Raw genomic sequence first — 18,193 nt, 5'->3', positions numbered from 1 at the left:
GTCACGCCTACGGCGTGACGGAGAGGTTGTTTCTTATGTAAGGTCTTCCCCCAGCTCCACGGCCTCCAGCACCCGGATGCCCTCGGCCTCGAAAGCGGCGCGCAGGGCCTCGGCAAAGCCGGGGCGGGGCACCTTGTTCTTGATGCAGAGGGTGATGACCCCGTGCAGGCTGGTGGCTTCCAGCCCGATGGATGCGCCGTCCGCGGGCACCCACGTCTGGAAATCCTCGATGTACCGGGTCAGCTCCGGGCTGGGCGGTATGAAGGGGTCGCCCAGATAGCTCACCCAGAAGTCGGCCGGAAAGCCGCTGATGTATTCGCCCATCTGGAAGATGCGCTTCTTGATGCTGAGGCTGGCCTTCTGCTGGTAGACCCGGTAGACCCAGCCCATCTGCTCGGCGATGCGGAAGATCTTCTTCTCCGGGGCGAGGTTCGCCTTCAGGTCCGCGTCTACGCCCACAGCCACCTCGGCCAGCGGGGCATCTGCTGTCAGCGGGAGCCTGCGCTGGAAGGAGGCCACACAGTTATAGAGGGCGTTCGGCGCACCCAGCGCGTCGCGGGCGTCTGTCGAGTAGCTGTAGAGCACCTCGTCCTTGTCCAGATACGCCCGCACCGCCTTACAGAGCAGAGCCGTAAGGGTGCTGAAGGGCTTGACGCCGCAGCGGAGGGCGGCGTCCACAAGCCCCGCCTTTTCCAGCCGGACGCGGCAGCAGGTGGGCGTCTCTTCAAAGGTCTGCACCACGGGGCGCTGCATATCGTTGGCTACCTGACTCTCGGGGTACTTGGCCAAGATGTCCTCGATGTCGTAGGGCGGGTCGGTCACGAGGATACGGCCCTCAAAGGCCGTGCCGTACCGCAGGTTGCAGTAAAACTGCAGCACCATGGTCATAAAGGGCGCTATGCCCCGGCCATCGGCCATGAAGTGGAACCAGTCAAAGTAGACGACTTTCCCCTCATAGCTCAGCGCAACAGTAAAGCCGTTCTCGTCCGGAAATTCGGGCTTTGCACTGCCCTGCCGCACCGGGCAGGGGGCGTCCGACGGTTCAAGGTGGAGCAGCTTTTTCTCCCACACCGGCTTCTGGAAATAGTAGGGTGCCTTTGCCCGGGCCGCATCCAGAGCCTGCTGCAAAAGCGCACCGTCCACAGCGTCTTTCAGCGTGACCTGATAGCGGCAGTTGACCATGTTTTCGCGGTAGTAGTAGACGATGCCCTGAAAAACGGAGCGCTGTTCGGCATCCATCCCTTATTCCCCCGCGTGCGCGGCCAGATAATCGGCCAAATCGCTGACGGTGACGAAGTTGCGCAGCTCCTTTTCGGGGATACGCAGGCCGAAGGTCTCCTCAAGGTCAGCCACGACGGTCAGGATCTCCATGGACGACAGGTCGAGGTCATCCATGAGGACGCTGTTCTCGTTCACATCATCGGGGGAAATTTCTGCAACATCTTCCAGAATTGCAAGGATCTGGGACACGATCTCGGTTCTTTCCATAGTTTGAATCTTCCTTTCGTAGTTCCATTAAAGGCGGCTGCGGCTCTTTTCCAGTATTCCGCAGCCTGCCCGGTTTATTCTTACTTGCGCAGCAGCTTGCCGGTGCCGGTGCGGGGCAGAGGCTCAGTGCTGAACTCCACGGCGCTCATCCGCTTGTAGAGCGGCAGGGTGCGGTTGGTCTCGGTGATGAAGTCGCGGACGGTCTGCTGGTCGGCCTCGCCGCAGTAGATGACGGCACAGATCTTCTTGCCCTTCTCCCTGACGATGCATTCCTTGACGGCCTCGCACTTGGACAGCAGATTTTCCAGTTCTTCGGGGCTGACGTTCTCACCGTTGTCGAGGATGATGATATTCTTCTTGCGTCCGGTGATGTAATAGAAGCCTTCCTCATCCACACGGGCCAGGTCTCCGGTGTGGAACCAGCCGTCGGCGTCGAGGACTTCTGCGGTGGCCTCGGGGTCCTTGTAATAACCCAGCATGACGCAGCCGCCGCGGATGCAAATTTCGCCCGTCTCGTCCAGCTTGTACTCGGCGTGGTCGTCGGGCTTGCCCACGGCGCGGATGTGCTTTTCGTCCTGCTCGTAGTTGATGATGCCGTCGCCGCAGGTCTCGGTCATGCCGTACACCTGAGTGATCATCATGCCCTGCTGTGCCAGCTCGGCCAGCATGGTGCCGTCAAACATGGCAGAGGAGCCGCAGGGGTTCCAGATGCCGTTCAGGCGGGCGCGGCGGCCCCGCTTGACGTCTTTGTAGATGGCCTCCATCAGCATGGGAGCCACAGCGATGGCATCGCTGTGCATCAGGCCGAGGTCGCGATAGAAGTCGCGGATGTCGGCGGAGAGGTTCAGCGCCCAGCCTTTGCAGGCCCAAACGAAGAGGCAGATGAACGTACCCAGATGGAACAGGGGCAGGATGGCGAAGTTGCTCAGGACGTCGTTTTTGTCCTCGGGCATATGCTCGTGCTTATAGTCCAGCATGGCGTCGCCGAATTTGACCTGACACTCCACAGTGGTAAAAAAGTTGCGCTCCGAGAGCATGACGGCCTTGCTACGGCCGGTGGTGCCGGAAGTGAACATCAGCACCATCAAATCATCATGGCCCACGCAGTCAACAAGCTCTGCAGGCGCGCTGTCCTTGAAGGCGTCCATCGGGCGGAGTTTATCGCCGTAGGCGGCCTCGATGTCGGGGCGGCAGCCATAGTCGATGCCGTCGTTGACGATGAGGGAAGGCTCGACAAGGCCCAGCTCATATTCCAGCTCGGGCCAGGTCTTTTTCTGGTTGATGGTCACGACGACGGCCCCGGCGAGGATCGCGCCGAAGCTGTTGACACCGTACTCATAGCAGTTGCGGCTCATGATGCCGACACGCTTGCCCTTGATGTCGGGGATATTCTCCTTAAAATAAGTAACGGCCCTGCGGATGTCCTGCACATACTGGGCGTAGGTCTTTTCCACCACAGTCTTGCCATCGGCGGCCACATAGCGGAAAGCCACCCGGTCGGGATACTGCTTCGCCATGACGTCCGTGATGAGCTCATATACAGTATTTATCATTTTTGTCGCTCCTTGCTGTTTTTCTTTATTGCAGCGAAACGCCGGCAGCTGACATTTTCTGCCTCAACGTAATAATACCTGTTTCGGCAAAGAAATGCAACTACGCGGCGTGTCCTTTTTTCGCTGTTTTATTGTTTACTTGCGCAGCAGCTTGCCCAGAGCGTTGCGGGGCAGCGGTTCGGCGGTGAATTCCACCGCACTGATGCGCTTATAGAGCGGCAGGGTGCGGTTCACCTCGGTGACGAAGGCCCGGACCTCCTCCTGCTTGTCCTCGGGGCAGAAGACGACGGCACAGATCTTCTGGCCCTTCTCCTTCACGATGCACTCGGTGAGGGCCGGGCAGAGGGCCAGCTTCTTTTCCAGCTCTTCGGGGCTGACGTTCTCGCCGCTGGCGAGGATGATGAGGTTCTTCTTGCGGCCGGTGATGTAGTAGTAGCCCTCCTCGTCCATCCGGGCAAGGTCGCCGGTGTGGAACCAGCCGTCGGCGTCGATGACCTCTGCCGTGGCCTCGGGGTCCTTGTAGTAGCCCAGCATGACGCAGCCGCCCCGGATGCAGATCTCGCCGGTCTCGTCCAGCTTATACTGAACGTGGTCGTCGGGCTTGCCCACAGCGCTCATGTGGTCGGCCGTCTGGGTGAAGTTCAGGATGCCGTCGCCGAAGGTCTCGGTCATGCCGTAGCACTGGTTGACGACGAAGCCGTTCTGGGCCAGCTCCAGCAGCATCTTGGGGTCGAGGGCCGCAGAGGAGCAGCACAGGTCCCACAGGCCGTTGAGGCGGCTGACGCGGCCCCGCTTGAAGTCGTTGTAAACCGTCTCCACCAGCATGGGGGCCGAGGCCATAATGTCGCTGTGCATCAGGCCGAGGTCGCGGTAGAAGTCGCGGATGTCGCTGCAGAGGTTCAGTGCCCAGCCGGCGGGCGGGTAGGACATGACGCAGACGAAGCAGGCCATGTGGAAGAGGGGCAGCAGGGTCATGTGGCTCAGCGGCAGCTTCTGACCCTCCGGCAGACGGGACGTGATCCAGTTCTCGGCCCGGGCACCGTAGGTGCAGAGGCTGGTGCACATATTCCGCTCCGAGAGCATGACGCCCTTGCTGCGGCCGGTGGTGCCGGAGGTGAACATCAGCATCATCAGGTCGTCGTGGCCGATGCAGTTGGTCAGCTCACCGGGGGCGGTGTCCCGATAGCAGTCCATCGGACGGAGCTTCGGACCATAGGCGGCTTCCAGCTCGGCACGGCAGCCGTAGTCGATGCCGTCGTTCAGGATGAGGGCCGGTTCCACAAGACCCAGCTCATATTCCAGCTCCTCCCACATCTTTTTCTGGTTGAGGGTCACGAGGACGCCCCCTGCAAGGATGATGCCGAAGGATGCCACACAGTACTCGTAGCTGTTCCGGCTCAACAGCGCAACACGCTGGCCCTTGATGCCGGGCACTTCTGCCTTGAGGTAGGCAGTCATCCGGCGGATGTCCTGCGCGTACTCGCGGTACTTCTTTTCCACGACGGTCTTGCCGTCGGCGGCCACATAGCGGATAGCCACATTGTCGGGGAATTCCTGCTCCATGCAGCGGGTCACCATATCATATACGCCTGCGGGGACTTTGATCTCTTCAGCCATTGGTCTTACTCCTTTTTTATTCGCAAGAAAAATAAACAGCACCATTTCGTTCCAGAATCTCCGCATTTCTGGCAGACAGAGGAAAGTTCTGGTTCGATTCCTCTCGGCAACAGTATACCGCATATGCGCCGCAAACGCAAGATTTCATTGCACAAATATGCAATTTAAACTTGCGCTCAACTTGTGCAACCGGATGTAAATCCTTCCTTTTGTTGCGACGGGACAAAAGCTGTGATACACTTTTTTCGTCAGGACGAAACTTTGCCCGGAAGCTTCGTCCCCTGCAAATTGACAGAAGACCCAAAAAGCATTATACTGTTTATATCATTTGGCAAAAAAGCTCCCCGTCGGGCTTCATATTTTTATCTATCGCGCCCAAAACACGGCCTTTCAGGGCCTCCGGGACAGGCGGCGCACTACAAGGAGGACCCCTTATATGGAAGGCACCAAGCCCCGCACCGTAAGCAGCCTTGGCATGTTCGACCTGCTGAAAGGCATCGGAATGCTGGCCATCGTCTTTGCCCACACGGCAGAGCTTTACCCCCTCGGCACCGACGACGTCACCCCCTTCGCCTTTGCACTCTTCGCCTACCGCGAAGCGCTGATGGCCGCCTTCTTCATCGCCAGCGGCTACGGCTTCCGCAAGCGCTCCATCCACAAATGCATCGAGCAGCAGGCCAAGACCCTGCTCAAGCCTTACCTTTATACGGCAGCGGCCACCACCGTGCTCCACTGCCTCATCCACCACGCAGCCTTCGGCTCGTGGCCCAACGCCATCACCCAGTCGGGCAAGGTGCTGGGCGGCTTCCTGCTGGGGCTGCCCCACACGGCCTCTTACTTCGGGCAGGAGTTCTTCTCCTGCGGGCCGATGTGGTATCTGGTGGCCCTGATGCTGGCGTGGATCCTTCTCGATGTCCTTCTCGACATCTTCCCCGAGCGGTACATAACCCCGGCTGTCATCGGCGTCACCCTGCTGGGCTGGGGCATCACGCTGGTGTGGGAGGCCCCCTTCTGCATCGCGCAGGGCATGGTATCGCTGCCCTACCTCTACATCGGCTATCTGGCCAAGAAGCGCCGCCTGTTTGAGACGCCCCTTTCCGGCCGGGCCAGAGCCGGGCTGATCGCGGCGGCGCTGGGCGTCGTGGCGGGCGTCCTGCTGACCCAGAGCACCGACTGCGTCTCGCTGGGCGAGTGGACGATGGGGCCTGTGAGCATCTTTCTGGACGGCGCAGTGGGCTACGGCATCATCCGGCTCTTCCTGAAATTGCAGCGCCGGGTGGACGGCCCCATCTCCCACGCCATCGAGTGGGTGGGGCGGCGCTCGCTCTTCATCTTCTGCATCCACACCGTGGAGCTGACGGCTATCCCGTGGTATCTGATGGCGGCGAAATACGCCGACCGTCCGGTGCAGGGGATGCTTTTGCAGTTCGTGTTCTCGCTGGCGTCCATCTTCGCCATCACTGAGCTTCTGATGCGGCGGAAAGAGCTGGGCCGGAAGCTCCGGGGCGGCAAGACTGCGGACAAGCTCCGGCGGCGGGACAAGAGCCGCCATTATGCGGCAAAGCACTAAAGATACAGCGCTTTGGTATCCGGCCCTTTTTCAGGGCAGACTATATTACTTCGATGCATGGGCTTGCAGCGAGGGTTGTACGCCTTGCGATAAATTTGAGGAGGCTCCGGTAATGATGAACGAAACTCCTGAAGCGGCTCTGCGCAGCCGCATTGCGGATCTGGAACAGCAGCTCAGGCTTGCGGATGAGGGCACCTCGCGGCTGGCCCAGCGCTGCCTTGAGCTGGAAAAGCAGCTGCAGACCTTCTACGCGGTCCACCCCCAGAAAGAGATGCAGGCCGACTCGCCCGCGCTGGTGCAGCCGCTGCTCTACTTCGATGCCGGCTTCGGCTTCTCCCAGAGGGACACCGTCAAAGCCCCGGACTACGAATACGACGAGATGAACGGGATGGTGACGGCCACCTTCGAGCTGCCGGAGGCCGCCGTCAATCTTCGCTTCGACCCGGGCGAGCTGCCCTGCTGCATCACCAATTTCGTCTTTTCGGACGACCGCATCCTCTGCCGCCCGGTGAACGGCGTGCCGCTCCACGGCGACGGCATCCTTTTCCTGAACGACGACCCCAACTTCATGCTGGAAGGGATGAACCGCTTCCCCGCCGGGATGAAGCTGGGCGTGAGCTACGGCTATTTCCCGCTGGAAGCGCTGGCAGGCGACCCGCTCTTCGCCGCAGTGCTGGAGGGCGTGCAGTATTTCCAGAAGACCCGCGTCTGTGAGCAGAAGCATCTGGACCAGCTGGAAAAGACCTCTTCCGACCAGAAGCAGACCATCGACGCCCTGCAGAAGAACATCTCCGAGCTGCATCAGGCCAACGCCGAGCTGACCGCCCGGAGCCGGGCCTACGAAAACTCGCTGGAAAACGTCCTTTCGTCCAGCAGCTGGAAGCTCACGCTGCCCCTCCGCCGTCTGGTGAGCCTGTTCCATCGTGGCAGCTGAGAGGAGGACCGGGATGTACAGCCGTTATACCACCCTGCAGCGGGCACAGCTCGCCAAGCAGGAATATCTTGATACGCAGGACGTTTTTCTCGCCGTCTACGCGCCGGGGCGGAGGGCCTCGCTGGAAGCCTCCCTGCGCGACCAGCTCCACCGCAAGTTCCTGCTGGCGGAGGACCTTTCCAGCGGGAGTCTGGGCAGCGCCCGCGGCGTGCTGCTGGCGAAAGAAGATCTGAGCCTGATGCCCACGGCCCTGTCCTGCTTTGCGGATGCGCTGCGCAGCGGCGCAGACTACGTCACCAGTGACGCCGTCTTCGGCTATGCAGGTGCCACTGCCCTCTACCACAGCCCCAGCTTTGCGGCCTGCCCGGGCTGCGCCCTCGTCTCCCGGGAGCTGCTGCTGCGCTGTCTGGCCGAGGCCCGTGACCCCGAGAACCCCGCCGAGCTGCTGACGCTGGCGGCAAAGCTCAGCCGGAACCACGTCTGTCTCCCGCTGGCACTGGCTCACTACGAGCGGGACATCTGTGCCGAGGATGTCTGGTCGATGAAGGGGAAGCGGGTATTCATCATGAGCCACCTGCTGGACATGACCGGCGCACCCATCGTGCTGGTCAGCGCTGTGCCGGTGCTGCGCAGCATGGGCTACGAGGTGGTCGTCCTCGGCCCGGAGGACAGCGGCTCGATGCCGCTCTTCCTTGAAGCCGGGGCTGTCGTCATCACCCGGCGCGGCTGCGTCCAGTCTCCCCTGCTGTGGGGGCTGGCCCTCTGCGCCGACTTCGTCCTCGCCAACACTGTCGTCGAGGCCCGGGCTGTCCGTGCCTTGAGCGGGGCACGGGTGCCGGTGCTCTGGTGGCTCCACGACGCCTTCGCGGGCTACCCCCATATCGCCCACCAGATCCCCAAAGAGCTGGGAGAGAACATCCGGGTCTATTCCGTCGGCAGCCACGCCGCCAACGCCATGCACTCGGTGCGGCCGGAGTTCAACATCCGGCCCCTCATCTACGGCCTGCCGGACTATGCCTCCGAGAAATTCGCCCACTATGACCTGAGCTATGCGGGCGGGCGTCCCCTTTTCGCCACCGTCGGCTCATTCGAGAACCGGAAGGGGCAGGACATCTTCTGCAAGGCCATCCGGCTGCTGCCGCCGGAGACGATGAAAAAAGCCTCCTTCCTCTTTGTGGGCAAAGCCGCCGAGCCGGAGATGATGGACGCCGTGCGCAGCCTGACGGCGGACTGCCCCGACAACGTCTTCTACGTCAAGCGGTTGACCCGGGACGAGATCAAGAGCCTGATGGCTCAGTGCACCTGCCTCGTCTGCGCCTCCCGCGACGACCCCATGCCCACCTTCGTCACCGAAGGCCTCATCTTCGGCAAGCCCGCCATCGTGTCGGAGCACACCGGCACCGCCGGACTCATCACCGAGGGAGTGGACGGCTTCGTCTACGAGGACGACGACCCCGAAAAGCTGGCGGAGCGTCTGGCATGGGCCATCGACCACCCGGAAAAACTGGCCGCCATGCGGCAGGCCTGCCGCGACCTGTATGAACGCCACTACTCGAAGCAGGCCTTTGCCGATGGCCTGAAGCAGGCGGTCCGGGAGCTTACCGGCGAATCCTCTTTATCACTCTGCCAAAATTGAGGCAAAAAATTTGGCATCTCTTCACAAATGCACCTCCGGACTGTGGTATACTCTTCCCAGAGTTTATCCCAGTCCGTTTTTGTTGAAAGGAGTTTCCCCCATGAGTTCGTCCGCCTCCCCCGCCCCTTCCCGCCGGAAGACCTTACTCTCGCTGGGTGTTCTGGCCCTGCTGACCGGCATCGTGGTGTTCATTTTCCGGGGGCACTGGACCGAGATCTCCGCTGCACTGGGCCAGCTCACCTTCTGGCAGGGGGTTCTGGCGCTGGCCGTGGGCCTGAGCTATCCGCTGCTGGAGGGCGTCGTCAGCTGGCTCATCGTCCGCAGCCGCCTGCCCCGGTTCTCTCTGCGCCACGGCATCGACAACGCATGGATGGGCACCTTCGGCAATGTGGTGGGCCTCGGCGCGGGGGCTGTCCCCTTCCAGACGTGGTATCTCCACCGCCGGGGTCTGGACGTCGGCCCGGGTGTAGGCCTCATGACCCTGCAATATGTCTTTCACAAAACGGCCGTTCTGCTTTACACCACCCTGCTGCTTTTGGCAGGCCGCCCTTGGCTGGCGGCCCACTCGGACGGCGTGCTGCGGTATCTGCCCGCAGCCTACGCCGTGGTGGCAGGGGTCATCGTGGGGCTGATCGCCCTCTGCGCCCTGCCGGTGGTGCAGCGTCTGGCCCGGTGGCTGCTGCATTTCCTGCCCGACACAGGCCGCTGGGCCGAGCGCCGGGCCGACTGGCTCCGGCAGCTGGACACCCTGAGCACCGAGAGCCGCCATCTGCTGGCGGACAAAGCCCGCTGCGCCGCCATTCTGGGCGTCCATCTGCTCAAACTCTTTCTGCTCTTCTGCCTGCCGTGGATGGGGCTGCGCTTCATGGGGCTGGACGCCGGGCTGCGCTTCTGGCAGGTGCAGCTCCTCGCCGCGCTGACCCTCTTCGTCTCCAACGCTCTGCCCAACGTGGCGGGCATGGGGTCGGTGGAGACGGCCTTTCTGCTGGTGTACGGCAGCTTCCTCCCCGATGCTGCGTCCATGAGCCTGCTGATGTTCTACCGGCTGGCCAGCTATTACGCCACCTTCGCCGCCAGCGCCGTCGGCTTCGGACTGGCGCAGCGGAGGCTGAACCGCAGCTGACGTTGTGAAAGTTTTATTTCATTTTAGTAACAGTTATCACCTTGTTGTGCATTCTGCGCATAGATCTCTTGATTTTTTCAGCGAAATGAGGACGGCAGCACCCAGAGCTTCGAGACCCTGCACTACGAGACCACTCCCATCTCCCTGAAGAGCGTGGACGCAGCCGCAGGCGCTACCCCCATCGCATTCGCTGCTCCTGAGCAGTAAAGATCATCCCATAACAAAGAAAACGGCAGGTGCGACGCACCTGCCGTTTTGTTATTTTATCAAATATCAGCCCTTCAGGGGGACGAAGCCCACGAGGTCCTTCACGACCTCGCCGCCGATGATGAGGCCCGCGACCGACGGCACAAAGGCGTTGGAGCCGGGGACGGAGCGGCGGATGGTACACTTGCGCTGGGTGCCCGGAGGGCAGATGCAGTGTTGCTTGCAGCTGATGGAATCGTCCTCGATGGGGGTCATGGCAGGCTCTTTGGAGTAGACGACCTTCAGGTGCTTGATGCGCCGCTTGCGGCACTCGGTGCGCATGACCTTGGCCAGCGGACAGACGGAGGTCTTGTAGATGTCCGTGACCTCGAAGCGGGTGGGGTCCATCTTGTTGCCTGCACCCATGGAGCAGATGATGGGCACACCGGCCTCCTTGCACTTCATGACCAGAGCGAGCTTGCCGGTGACAGTGTCGATGGCGTCCACAACGTAGTCGAACTGGGTAAAGTCGAAGCTGTCCTGCGTCTCGGGGCCGAAGAAGGTCTTGTAGGTCGTGACCTTGATGTCGGGGTCGATGTCGTGGACCCGCTCTTCCGCCACATCCACCTTATATTTGCCCACGGTCTTGCGGGTGGCGATGATCTGGCGGTTCAGGTTGGTCAGACAGACCTTGTCATCGTCGATGAGGTCGAGGGCACCCACGCCGCTGCGGGCCAGCGCCTCCACGGTATAGCCGCCCACGCCGCCCACGCCGAACACGGCCACGCGGGAATTGTGCAGCTTGGTCATTGCCTCCGCGCCCAGCAGCATCTGGGTGCGGGAATACTGGTCTTGCATATACGTTCTCCTTTAGGTTCTACTTTCAACATTCACGGGCTTGCCCTCTCCGTCTTTGCTTCGCAAATCCACCTCTCCCAAAGGGAGAGGCAGGGCCTGACGGTCAGGCTTCAGGCTCTCCCTTTGGGAGAGCTGGCGCGAAGCGCCTGAGAGGGCTAGGCCGCTCTCCTTATCCCTTCGCCACCCGCACGATGGTCCCTCCGCCGAGGACGGTATCCCCCTGATACAGCACGACGGCCTGCCCGGGGGTGGGGGCGCGCTGGGGCTGGTCAAATTCCAGCCGGAAGCCGTCCGGCCCCGCCGGGTAGACGGTGGCGGGCTGCTCGACCTGATGGTAGCGGGTGCGGGCCGTCACCCGCAGCGGCCCGGTCAGCTCCGGGATGGCGATCCAGTTCACCTCGTTGGCGTAGACGATGGTATCGAACAGCTCCGCCTCCGGGCCGACGGTGACGGTGTTGGCCTGCATATCCTTGGCGCAGACGTAGACCGGCGCGCCCATGGCAAGGCCCAGCCCCTTCCGCTGGCCGATGGTGTACCGCACCGCGCCGCTGTGGGTGCCCACCTTTTTTCCGCTGACGTCGAGGAAATCGCCCGCCGGATAGTGTTTGCCGGTGAAGTCCTCCATAAAGCGGGCGTAGTCGCCATCGGGCACGAAGCAGATGTCCTGACTGTCGTGCTTGCGGGCGTTGACGAATCCCTGCTCCTCGGCGATGGCGCGCACCTCGCTCTTGTGCAGCCCGCCCAGCGGCAGACGGACGTGAGCCAGCTGCTCCTGCGTGAGGTTGTAAAGTACATAGCTCTGGTCCTTGCCCTCGTCCAGCCCCTTTTTCAGCAGCCAGCGGCCGGTGGCCTCGTCCTGCTCCACCCGGGCGTAGTGGCCCGTGACCACATAGTCCAGCCCGTGGGCCTCGGCCCAGCGGAGCAGGTGGTCGAACTTCATATACTTGTTGCAGTCGATGCAGGGATTAGGCGTGCCGCCGGCCTCGTAGACCCGGATGAACTTGTCGATGATCTTCTCCTGAAAATCGGCGGTGAAGTCCAGCACCTCGTAGGGGATGTCCATCGCATAGGCCACCTCGGCGGCGTCCTCGATGTCCCGCTCGGAGCAGCAGGTGTGCAGCCCCTCGGTGTCCACGGCCTCGTTGCGGGTGAGGCGCATAGTGATGCCGGTGCAGTCGAAGCCGTCCCGCTGCATGAGCCATGCCGCCACCGAGCTATCCACACCGCCGCTCATGGCGATGAGGGCACCGGGGCGGCGGGAAGTGTTCTGTGTTTCTGTCATTCTGTTCCTCTTTTTGTTATAACACACTAAAACAGTAGATATATACTACCGCAGCTTCTTTCTCTTGTCAAGACGCAGAAAATCCGGCCGCGAAGGCCAGAAGCTCCGTCTTCTCGTTGGGCAGACGGCCCGTGATGACCTCCTCCAGCAGCGCTTCCAGCACCCGCCGCAGGCCCGGCCCGGGCGCAGCGCCCGCCGCCATCAGGTCGCGGCCATTCACGGCCAGCTGGGAGATGCGGCAGCAGGCCCTCTGCGCCGTCAGCGCTTCGGCCTCGGCCCGCAGGGCATCGAACGATGCTTTTTCTTCCGGCGCGAGGGCCGTCCAGAGGGCCGTCAGCTGCTGCACAGTATGGAGGTCATATTTTCCCAGCAGACATTTGGCTTGCAAGCACAGATCACACTTATCCAGCGTGTCGGGAGTTTTCTCTCCACACTCACGCACCAGAACCGCCGCTCCGTCTATCCTGGCGTTCGAGCACTTCAGGCGTTTGAGCGCTTTCCTCGCCCCCGTCTCACCCAGCGGCAGCAGCAGCGCCGCCCAGCGGGCAGACACCTGCTCCGTCCCCGCCGGAAGAGCATCGATCCGCCTCCGGGCTTTTGTCAGTTCCTCCGGCGGCAGCTCGGGCAGGACGAAGGCCAGCACCTCCGGCTCAAGGTATGCCCCCGGCTGTGGTGCGGCCAGAAGCTTGTTCAGTTCCTCCTCGATGCGCTCTGTCGATACACAGTCGAGGTGGGCGGCCAGCTGCTTTGCCGCCGCCTCGGTGGCTTCGTCGATGGCAAAGCCGAACCGGGCCGCAAAGCGGTAGAGCCGCAGGATGCGCAGGGCGTCCTCCCCAAAGCGGCGCAGCGGCTCACCGACCGCCCGCACCACGCCCCGGGCAAGGTCTTCCCGCCCGCCGAAGGGGTCGCACAGGCCCTCCTCGGCGCTGTAGGCCATCGCGTTGATGGTAAAGTCCCGCCGGGCCAGATCCTCCCGGAGGTCAGGTACAAAGGCCACGCTGTCGGGGTGGCGGCCATCGGAATAGCGGCCCTCGGTGCGAAAGGTGGTGATCTCATACAGCTTTCCATCCCGCTTGACGGTGACGGTGCCGTGCTGCAAGCCGGTGGGGATGCACCGGTCTTCTCCGAACAGCTCCATCACCTGCCCGGGGCGGGCAGCAGTACAGAGGTCCCAGTCGTGGGGCGCAAGGCCCAGCAGGCTGTCCCGGACACAGCCGCCCACGGCGTAGGCCCCAAAGCCTGCCCGGTGCAGCGCATCCAGAAGGGCGGCGGCACCGGGTTCCAGAACGATGTTCATTCGCCTTCCTCCTCATACTGAAGCGCAATGCTCTTGCCGTCGAAGCCGCACTCCGCCGCCGGGAAGAGGCTCTGGGCCTGCGCAAGCTCCTCCTCCGGGTCGGTGATCATGGGCGAATAGTGGACGAGCCAGAGCCGTTTTGCACCGGCCTTTGCAGCGAGGGCCGCGCTCTGGCCAAAGGTGCTGTGGCCGTACTGCTTCGCCTGTGCGGCCTGCTCGGGCAGGGCGTAGGTGGCGTCGCAGAGCAGAAGGTCCACCCCCGCTGCGGCCTGTTCCAGTGCGGCGCAGGGAGCCGTGTCTCCCGAAAAGAGGAAGCTCAGACCCTGCCGGGCCGGGCCGAGGACCGATTCCGGCGCTGCTCTGCTGCCGTCGGCCAGCGCAACGCTCTGGCCCTGCTGAAGTGCCTTCCACTGCTGCACCGGCACCCCCAGCGCCCGGGCCTTCTCGGGCGAAAAGCGCCCGGCCCGGGGCAGGTCGAGGCGGTAGCCCTGACTCGTGACCCGGTGGCGGGTGGGGACAGGCGTCAGCTTTGCCCCCTGCGGCCAGCCGCCGAAGCGCTCCCGGAGCGCCGCCGGGGCATCCAGCACCTCGGGGCAGACCGGATAGGGCAGCGGCCCGGTCAGCACCCGCAGCGCGGCCCAGACCTCGCCGAGGCCTTTCGGGCCGTACAGCGCCAGCGGGCGGGTACGACCCTGACAGCCCAGCGTCTGCAGCAGCCCCGGCAGGCCGAAGATGTGGTCGCCGTGGTAGTGGGTCAGGCAGATGGCGTCCAGCTTCATCAGGTTGACCCCAGCCCGGCGGGCGGCGGTCTGGGTGCCCTCGCCGCAGTCGAGCAAAAGGCTGTGCCCTCCGCATTCGGCCACCGCCGCCGTAAGTGCGCGGTCGGGCAGGGGCATGGTGGCCGCCGTGCCCAGCAGTGTAATGGTCAGCATAAGTCTCTCCGTATCACAAAAATCTTGATGGCTATAGTGTACCACACTCTTCGTCCCGGCACAATCGCACACCGCCGCTCCAGCGGGCATAGGATGGGCCAAACGAGAAAGGGAGGGGTCTTGTATGCGGCGTCAGCGGCCCGGGCATCGTGTTCTATCGTTCCACCATCGGGGGCTTCTGCTCCTTCTGGCAGCAGCCGCGGCGGCCCTCTTTCTGCTCTACAGCTGCTCTCCCGGAGTGGTGTACAGCCCCCGGGGGCGGCTGGTGTTCATCCCCCTCGCGCAGGTTTCAGGTAGTAGTACGACTTCGCTTTCCGCCTCTCAAAATTTTTTCAGAAAAGGTATTGACTTCACTTTCGTGAGGTGATAAAATCCCACCAAACCAGTGAGAAAGCATAAGTACCACCGCAAAACTCACCAGTACAGAGAGCACCGGGGCAGCTGAGACCGGGCAGTGTGGGCGCGGATGAGAATGGGCTTTTGAGGGCAAACCGAACCGCATTTTTATGCGCAGTAGGGGCGACGGAGAGCGTCTCCGTGAACAAAGCCGGTATGTGTTGGCATATCACGAGTGGGCAGGGTCATTCCTGTCAAGATTGGGTGGCACCGCAGGAGTATTTTATCCGCTCTTGTCCCAATTCACGCAATGTGTTTTGGGACAGGAGCGGTTTTTATTTTTCCCTCTTGTCCCGCAAGCAAGGGCCGGCATATGCATCCGGCCCGGAAAGGACAAGCCTTATGAAGACCGAAGCGAACATCCCGTACAAGTTTTATCTGGAAGAATCGGAGCTGCCCACCGCATGGTACAATGTGCGGGCCGATATGAAAAACAAGCCCGCTCCCCTGCTGAACCCCGGCACCCTCAAGCCCATGACGGCCAAGGAGCTGGACGGCGTTTTCTGCGATGAGCTGGTACAGCAGGAACTGGACGACACCACGGCCTACATCCCCATCCCGGACGAGATCCGGGAATACTACCGGATGTACCGTCCGAGTCCTCTGTGCCGCGCCTACCGACTGGAAGAGGCCCTCGGCACCCCGGCGAAGATCTACTATAAATTCGAAGGCAACAACACCAGCGGCAGCCACAAGCTGAACAGCGCCATCGCGCAGGCTTACTACGCCAAGAAACAGGGCCTCAAGGGCGTGACCACCGAAACGGGCGCGGGCCAGTGGGGTACCGCCCTCTCCATGGCCTGCAGCTACTTCGGGCTGGACTGCAAGGTCTACATGGTCAAGGTGAGCTATGAGCAGAAACCCTTCCGCCGCGAGGTCATGCGCACCTACGGCGCATCGGTCACTCCCAGCCCCAGCATGACCACCAATGTGGGCCGCAAGATCCTTGCCGAGCACCCCGACACCACCGGCAGTCTCGGCTGTGCCATCAGCGAGGCCGTGGAAGTCGCCACCTCCACCCCCGGCTACCGCTATGTGCTGGGCAGTGTACTGAATCAGGTACTGCTCCACCAGAGCGTCATCGGCCTCGAGACCAAGACCGCCCTCGACAAGCTGGGCGTCAAGCCTGACATCATCATCGGCTGCGCCGGCGGCGGCAGCAACCTCGGCGGCCTCATCAGCCCCTTCATGGGCGAGAAGCTGCGGGGCGAGGCCGACTACCGCTTCATCGCCGTCGAGCCGGCCAGCTGTCCCAGCTTCACCCGCGGCAAATTTGTCTACGACTTCTGCGATACCGGCATGGTCTGCCCGCTGGCCAAGATGTACACCCTCGGCTCCGGCTTCATCCCCAGCCCCAACCACGCGGGCGGCCTGCGCTACCACGGCATGAGCAGCATCCTCAGCCAGCTCTACCACGACGGCCTGATGGAGGCCACCAGCGTGGAGCAGACCAGCGTCTTTGAGGCAGCAGAGCAGTTTGCCCGCATCGAGGGCATCCTGCCCGCCCCGGAGAGCAGCCACGCCATCCGCGTCGCCATTGACGAAGCTCTCAAGCGCAAGGAGACGGGCGAGGCAAAAACTATCGTCTTCGGCCTCACCGGCACCGGCTACTTCGACATGGTGGCCTACGAGAAGTTCCACGACGGCAAGATGACCGACTGCATCCCCACCGACGCCGACCTGCAGAAGGGCTTTGACGGCATCCCCCACTTCCCCGGCAACGAATAATCCCTGAAACATCCTCTCCCCTCACACCCCCGCGCGGCGCAAGCTGTGCGGGGGTGGTTTTATATAAAACGGAATGACTGCACACTGAGCCAGACGGTCATTCCGCAAACAGCAGGCCAGCCGCCCTGCAAGACACAGGGCGGCTGCCCGCTTCTATTATGCAATTCAGGAGAATGGAGGAGAAAATAGCATTTTCAGGGGGCTTGCTTCCGGGGGACGGAAGAAACGCCGGAGTTATTCGCCGCGGACGGCTGCGAAGCCTGCCTCGAGGTCAGCGATGATGTCGTCGATATGCTCGGTGCCGATGGACAGACGGATGGTGTTCTGGTAGATCTGCTGCTCGGCCAGCTCCGCGTCGGTCAGCTGGCTATGGGTGGTGGAGGCCGGGTGGATGACGAGGCTCTTGACGTCGGCCACGTTTGCCAGCAGGGAGAAGATCTTCAGGTTGTCGATGAACTTGAAGGCTTCCTCACGGCCGCCCTTGATGTTGAAGGTGAAGATGGAAGCGCCGCCGTTGGGGAAGTACTTCTCATACAGGGCGTGGTCGGGGTGTTCCGGCAGCGAGGGGTGGTTGACCTTCTCGACCTGCGGATGGTTGGCAAGGAATTCCACGACCTTCTTGGTGTTCTCCACATGGCGCTCGATGCGCAGGCTCAGGGTCTCGGTGCCCTGCAGCAGCAGGAAAGCGTTGAAGGGAGAGATGGTAGCGCCGGTATCACGCAGCAGGATGGCGCGGATGTAGGTGACAAAGGCGGCAGGGCCGGCGGCGTCCGCAAAGGACACGCCGTGGTAGCTGGGGTTGGGGGCAGCGATGTTGCCGTACTTGCCGCTGGCCTTCCAGTCAAACTTGCCGCTGTCCACGATGATGCCGCCCAGCGTGGTGCCGTGGCCGCCGATGAACTTGGTGGCCGAGTGGACGACGATGTCCGCGCCGTGCTCGATGGGACGGATGAGGTACGGGGTGCCGAAGGTGTTATCAATGACCAGCGGCAGGCCGTGCTTGTGGGCGATGGCCGCGATGGCGTCGATGTCGGGGATGTCACTGTTGGGGTTGCCCAGAGTCTCGAGGTAGACAGCCTTGGTGTTGGGCTGGATCGCATTCTCGACCTCTTTCAGGTCATGTGCATCCACGAAGGTGGTGGTGACGCCGAACTGGGTCAGGGTGTGCTCCAGCAGGTTGTAGCTGCCGCCATAGATGGTCTTCTGGGCCACGATGTGGTCGCCGGCCTGCGCCAGCGCCTCGATGGTGTAGGTGATGGCCGCCGCGCCGGAAGCGGTGGCCAGAGCAGCGACGCCGCCCTCGAGCGCCGCGATGCGCTTCTCGAACACGTCCTGCGTGGAGTTGGTCAGACGGCCATAGATGTTTCCGGCGTCGGCCAGACCGAAGCGGTCAGCGGCGTGCTGGCTGTTGCGGAAGACGTAGGAGGTGGTCTGGTAGATGGGGACGGCGCGGGAATCGGTGGCGGGGTCGGCCTGCTCCTGACCAACATGGAGCTGCAGAGTCTCAAACTTATAATCAGACATAGTATTTTCCCTCTCTATTTGTACTCAAAGTATTATTTTAACTCATAAAAATACCCGGCAGCGTGGGAG

At 62.3% G+C, this 18,193-nt stretch carries 14 protein-coding genes; 5 read left to right on the top strand and 9 right to left on the bottom strand.

Annotation, left to right across the window (positions count from 1 at the left end; translation table 11 throughout):
• Positions 1 to 33: 33 nt before the first annotated feature.
• The 4 genes from LKD23_RS06290 to LKD23_RS06275 all read right to left on the bottom strand — a co-directional run bounded on the left by LKD23_RS06290 (position 34) and on the right by LKD23_RS06275 (position 4,658).
• Positions 34 to 1,239, bottom strand: coding sequence for a hypothetical protein (locus LKD23_RS06290; RefSeq protein ID WP_227620936.1), 1,206 nt, complete (start codon positions 1,237 to 1,239; stop codon positions 34 to 36).
• Positions 1,240 to 1,242: 3 nt separating this feature from the next.
• Positions 1,243 to 1,488: an acyl carrier protein gene (locus LKD23_RS06285; protein ID WP_158402670.1), complete on the bottom strand. Its 246-nt coding sequence runs from the start codon at positions 1,486 to 1,488 to the stop codon at positions 1,243 to 1,245.
• Positions 1,489 to 1,568: 80 nt separating this feature from the next.
• Positions 1,569 to 3,041: a class I adenylate-forming enzyme family protein gene (locus LKD23_RS06280; protein WP_227620935.1), complete on the bottom strand. Its 1,473-nt coding sequence runs from the start codon at positions 3,039 to 3,041 to the stop codon at positions 1,569 to 1,571.
• A gap of 135 nt (positions 3,042 to 3,176) precedes the next feature.
• The gene (locus LKD23_RS06275) at positions 3,177 to 4,658 is read right to left on the bottom strand and encodes an AMP-binding protein (RefSeq protein ID WP_227620934.1); all 1,482 of its coding nucleotides are present in this window, start codon (positions 4,656 to 4,658) and stop codon (positions 3,177 to 3,179) included.
• A gap of 436 nt (positions 4,659 to 5,094) precedes the next feature.
• Between LKD23_RS06275 and LKD23_RS06270 the strand changes: the two genes are divergently transcribed.
• The 4 genes from LKD23_RS06270 to LKD23_RS06255 all read left to right on the top strand — a co-directional run bounded on the left by LKD23_RS06270 (position 5,095) and on the right by LKD23_RS06255 (position 9,921).
• The gene (locus tag LKD23_RS06270) at positions 5,095 to 6,228 is read left to right on the top strand and encodes an acyltransferase family protein (RefSeq protein WP_227620933.1); all 1,134 of its coding nucleotides are present in this window, start codon (positions 5,095 to 5,097) and stop codon (positions 6,226 to 6,228) included.
• A gap of 112 nt (positions 6,229 to 6,340) precedes the next feature.
• A complete protein-coding gene (locus tag LKD23_RS06265) occupies positions 6,341 to 7,162 on the top strand; it encodes a hypothetical protein (protein ID WP_227620932.1) in 822 nt (273 codons plus the stop codon).
• Between the two features lie 13 nt (positions 7,163 to 7,175).
• A complete protein-coding gene (locus tag LKD23_RS06260; protein ID WP_227620931.1) occupies positions 7,176 to 8,798 on the top strand; it encodes a glycosyltransferase in 1,623 nt (540 codons plus the stop codon).
• A gap of 100 nt (positions 8,799 to 8,898) precedes the next feature.
• Positions 8,899 to 9,921, top strand: a complete 1,023-nt coding sequence (locus LKD23_RS06255) for a lysylphosphatidylglycerol synthase domain-containing protein (protein WP_227620930.1) — start codon at positions 8,899 to 8,901, stop codon at positions 9,919 to 9,921.
• A 273-nt stretch (positions 9,922 to 10,194) separates the two neighbouring features.
• Here the strand turns inward: LKD23_RS06255 and LKD23_RS06250 are convergent, their stop codons facing one another.
• The 4 genes from LKD23_RS06250 to LKD23_RS06235 all read right to left on the bottom strand — a co-directional run bounded on the left by LKD23_RS06250 (position 10,195) and on the right by LKD23_RS06235 (position 14,476).
• Entirely contained in the window at positions 10,195 to 10,965 is a 771-nt protein-coding gene (locus LKD23_RS06250) for a tRNA threonylcarbamoyladenosine dehydratase (RefSeq protein WP_227620929.1), read from the bottom strand.
• Positions 10,966 to 11,134: 169 nt separating this feature from the next.
• The gene (mnmA, locus tag LKD23_RS06245; RefSeq protein ID WP_227620928.1) at positions 11,135 to 12,247 is read right to left on the bottom strand and encodes a tRNA 2-thiouridine(34) synthase MnmA; all 1,113 of its coding nucleotides are present in this window, start codon (positions 12,245 to 12,247) and stop codon (positions 11,135 to 11,137) included.
• A gap of 67 nt (positions 12,248 to 12,314) precedes the next feature.
• Positions 12,315 to 13,544: a CCA tRNA nucleotidyltransferase gene (locus LKD23_RS06240; RefSeq protein ID WP_227620927.1), complete on the bottom strand. Its 1,230-nt coding sequence runs from the start codon at positions 13,542 to 13,544 to the stop codon at positions 12,315 to 12,317.
• On the bottom strand, positions 13,541 to 14,476 hold the full coding sequence (locus LKD23_RS06235) for a ribonuclease Z (RefSeq protein WP_227620926.1): 936 nt from the start codon (positions 14,474 to 14,476) through the stop codon (positions 13,541 to 13,543). The genes LKD23_RS06240 and LKD23_RS06235 overlap by 4 nt, the downstream gene beginning before the upstream one ends.
• Before the next feature lie 738 nt (positions 14,477 to 15,214).
• On the opposite strand from LKD23_RS06235, the gene LKD23_RS06230 reads away from it, so the two are divergent.
• Entirely contained in the window at positions 15,215 to 16,600 is a 1,386-nt protein-coding gene (locus LKD23_RS06230) for a TrpB-like pyridoxal phosphate-dependent enzyme (RefSeq protein ID WP_227620925.1), read from the top strand.
• 234 nt (positions 16,601 to 16,834) lie between these two features.
• Here LKD23_RS06230 and LKD23_RS06225 read toward each other — a convergent pair whose 3' ends face one another.
• Entirely contained in the window at positions 16,835 to 18,124 is a 1,290-nt protein-coding gene (locus tag LKD23_RS06225; protein WP_227620924.1) for an O-acetylhomoserine aminocarboxypropyltransferase/cysteine synthase family protein, read from the bottom strand.
• Between the last annotated feature and the right edge of the window lie 69 nt (positions 18,125 to 18,193).

It is taken from the genome of Faecalibacterium butyricigenerans, assembly GCF_020687345.1.
In the GTDB taxonomy this organism is placed as follows: Bacteria; Bacillota; Clostridia; order Oscillospirales; family Ruminococcaceae; genus Faecalibacterium; species Faecalibacterium butyricigenerans.
The sequence above is the reverse complement of the archived record's forward strand: the minus strand, read 5'-3'. Positions and strand labels throughout refer to the sequence as shown.

What these genes read in the sequence shown, in the direction of transcription:
- LKD23_RS06290 (WP_227620936.1), bottom strand. Translation starts at nt 1,239, where the DNA reads ATGGATGCCGAACAGCGCTCCGTTTTTCAGGGCATCGTCTACTACTAC.
- LKD23_RS06285 (WP_158402670.1), bottom strand. Translation starts at nt 1,488, where the DNA reads ATGGAAAGAACCGAGATCGTGTCCCAGATCCTTGCAATTCTGGAAGAT.
- LKD23_RS06280 (WP_227620935.1), bottom strand. Translation starts at nt 3,041, where the DNA reads ATGATAAATACTGTATATGAGCTCATCACGGACGTCATGGCGAAGCAG.
- LKD23_RS06275 (WP_227620934.1), bottom strand. Translation starts at nt 4,658, where the DNA reads ATGGCTGAAGAGATCAAAGTCCCCGCAGGCGTATATGATATGGTGACC.
- LKD23_RS06270 (WP_227620933.1), top strand. Translation starts at nt 5,095, where the DNA reads ATGGAAGGCACCAAGCCCCGCACCGTAAGCAGCCTTGGCATGTTCGAC.
- LKD23_RS06265 (WP_227620932.1), top strand. Translation starts at nt 6,341, where the DNA reads ATGATGAACGAAACTCCTGAAGCGGCTCTGCGCAGCCGCATTGCGGAT.
- LKD23_RS06260 (WP_227620931.1), top strand. Translation starts at nt 7,176, where the DNA reads ATGTACAGCCGTTATACCACCCTGCAGCGGGCACAGCTCGCCAAGCAG.
- LKD23_RS06255 (WP_227620930.1), top strand. Translation starts at nt 8,899, where the DNA reads ATGAGTTCGTCCGCCTCCCCCGCCCCTTCCCGCCGGAAGACCTTACTC.
- LKD23_RS06250 (WP_227620929.1), bottom strand. Translation starts at nt 10,965, where the DNA reads ATGCAAGACCAGTATTCCCGCACCCAGATGCTGCTGGGCGCGGAGGCA.
- mnmA (WP_227620928.1), bottom strand. Translation starts at nt 12,247, where the DNA reads ATGACAGAAACACAGAACACTTCCCGCCGCCCCGGTGCCCTCATCGCC.
- LKD23_RS06240 (WP_227620927.1), bottom strand. Translation starts at nt 13,544, where the DNA reads ATGAACATCGTTCTGGAACCCGGTGCCGCCGCCCTTCTGGATGCGCTG.
- LKD23_RS06235 (WP_227620926.1), bottom strand. Translation starts at nt 14,476, where the DNA reads ATGCTGACCATTACACTGCTGGGCACGGCGGCCACCATGCCCCTGCCC.
- LKD23_RS06230 (WP_227620925.1), top strand. Translation starts at nt 15,215, where the DNA reads ATGAAGACCGAAGCGAACATCCCGTACAAGTTTTATCTGGAAGAATCG.
- LKD23_RS06225 (WP_227620924.1), bottom strand. Translation starts at nt 18,124, where the DNA reads ATGTCTGATTATAAGTTTGAGACTCTGCAGCTCCATGTTGGTCAGGAG.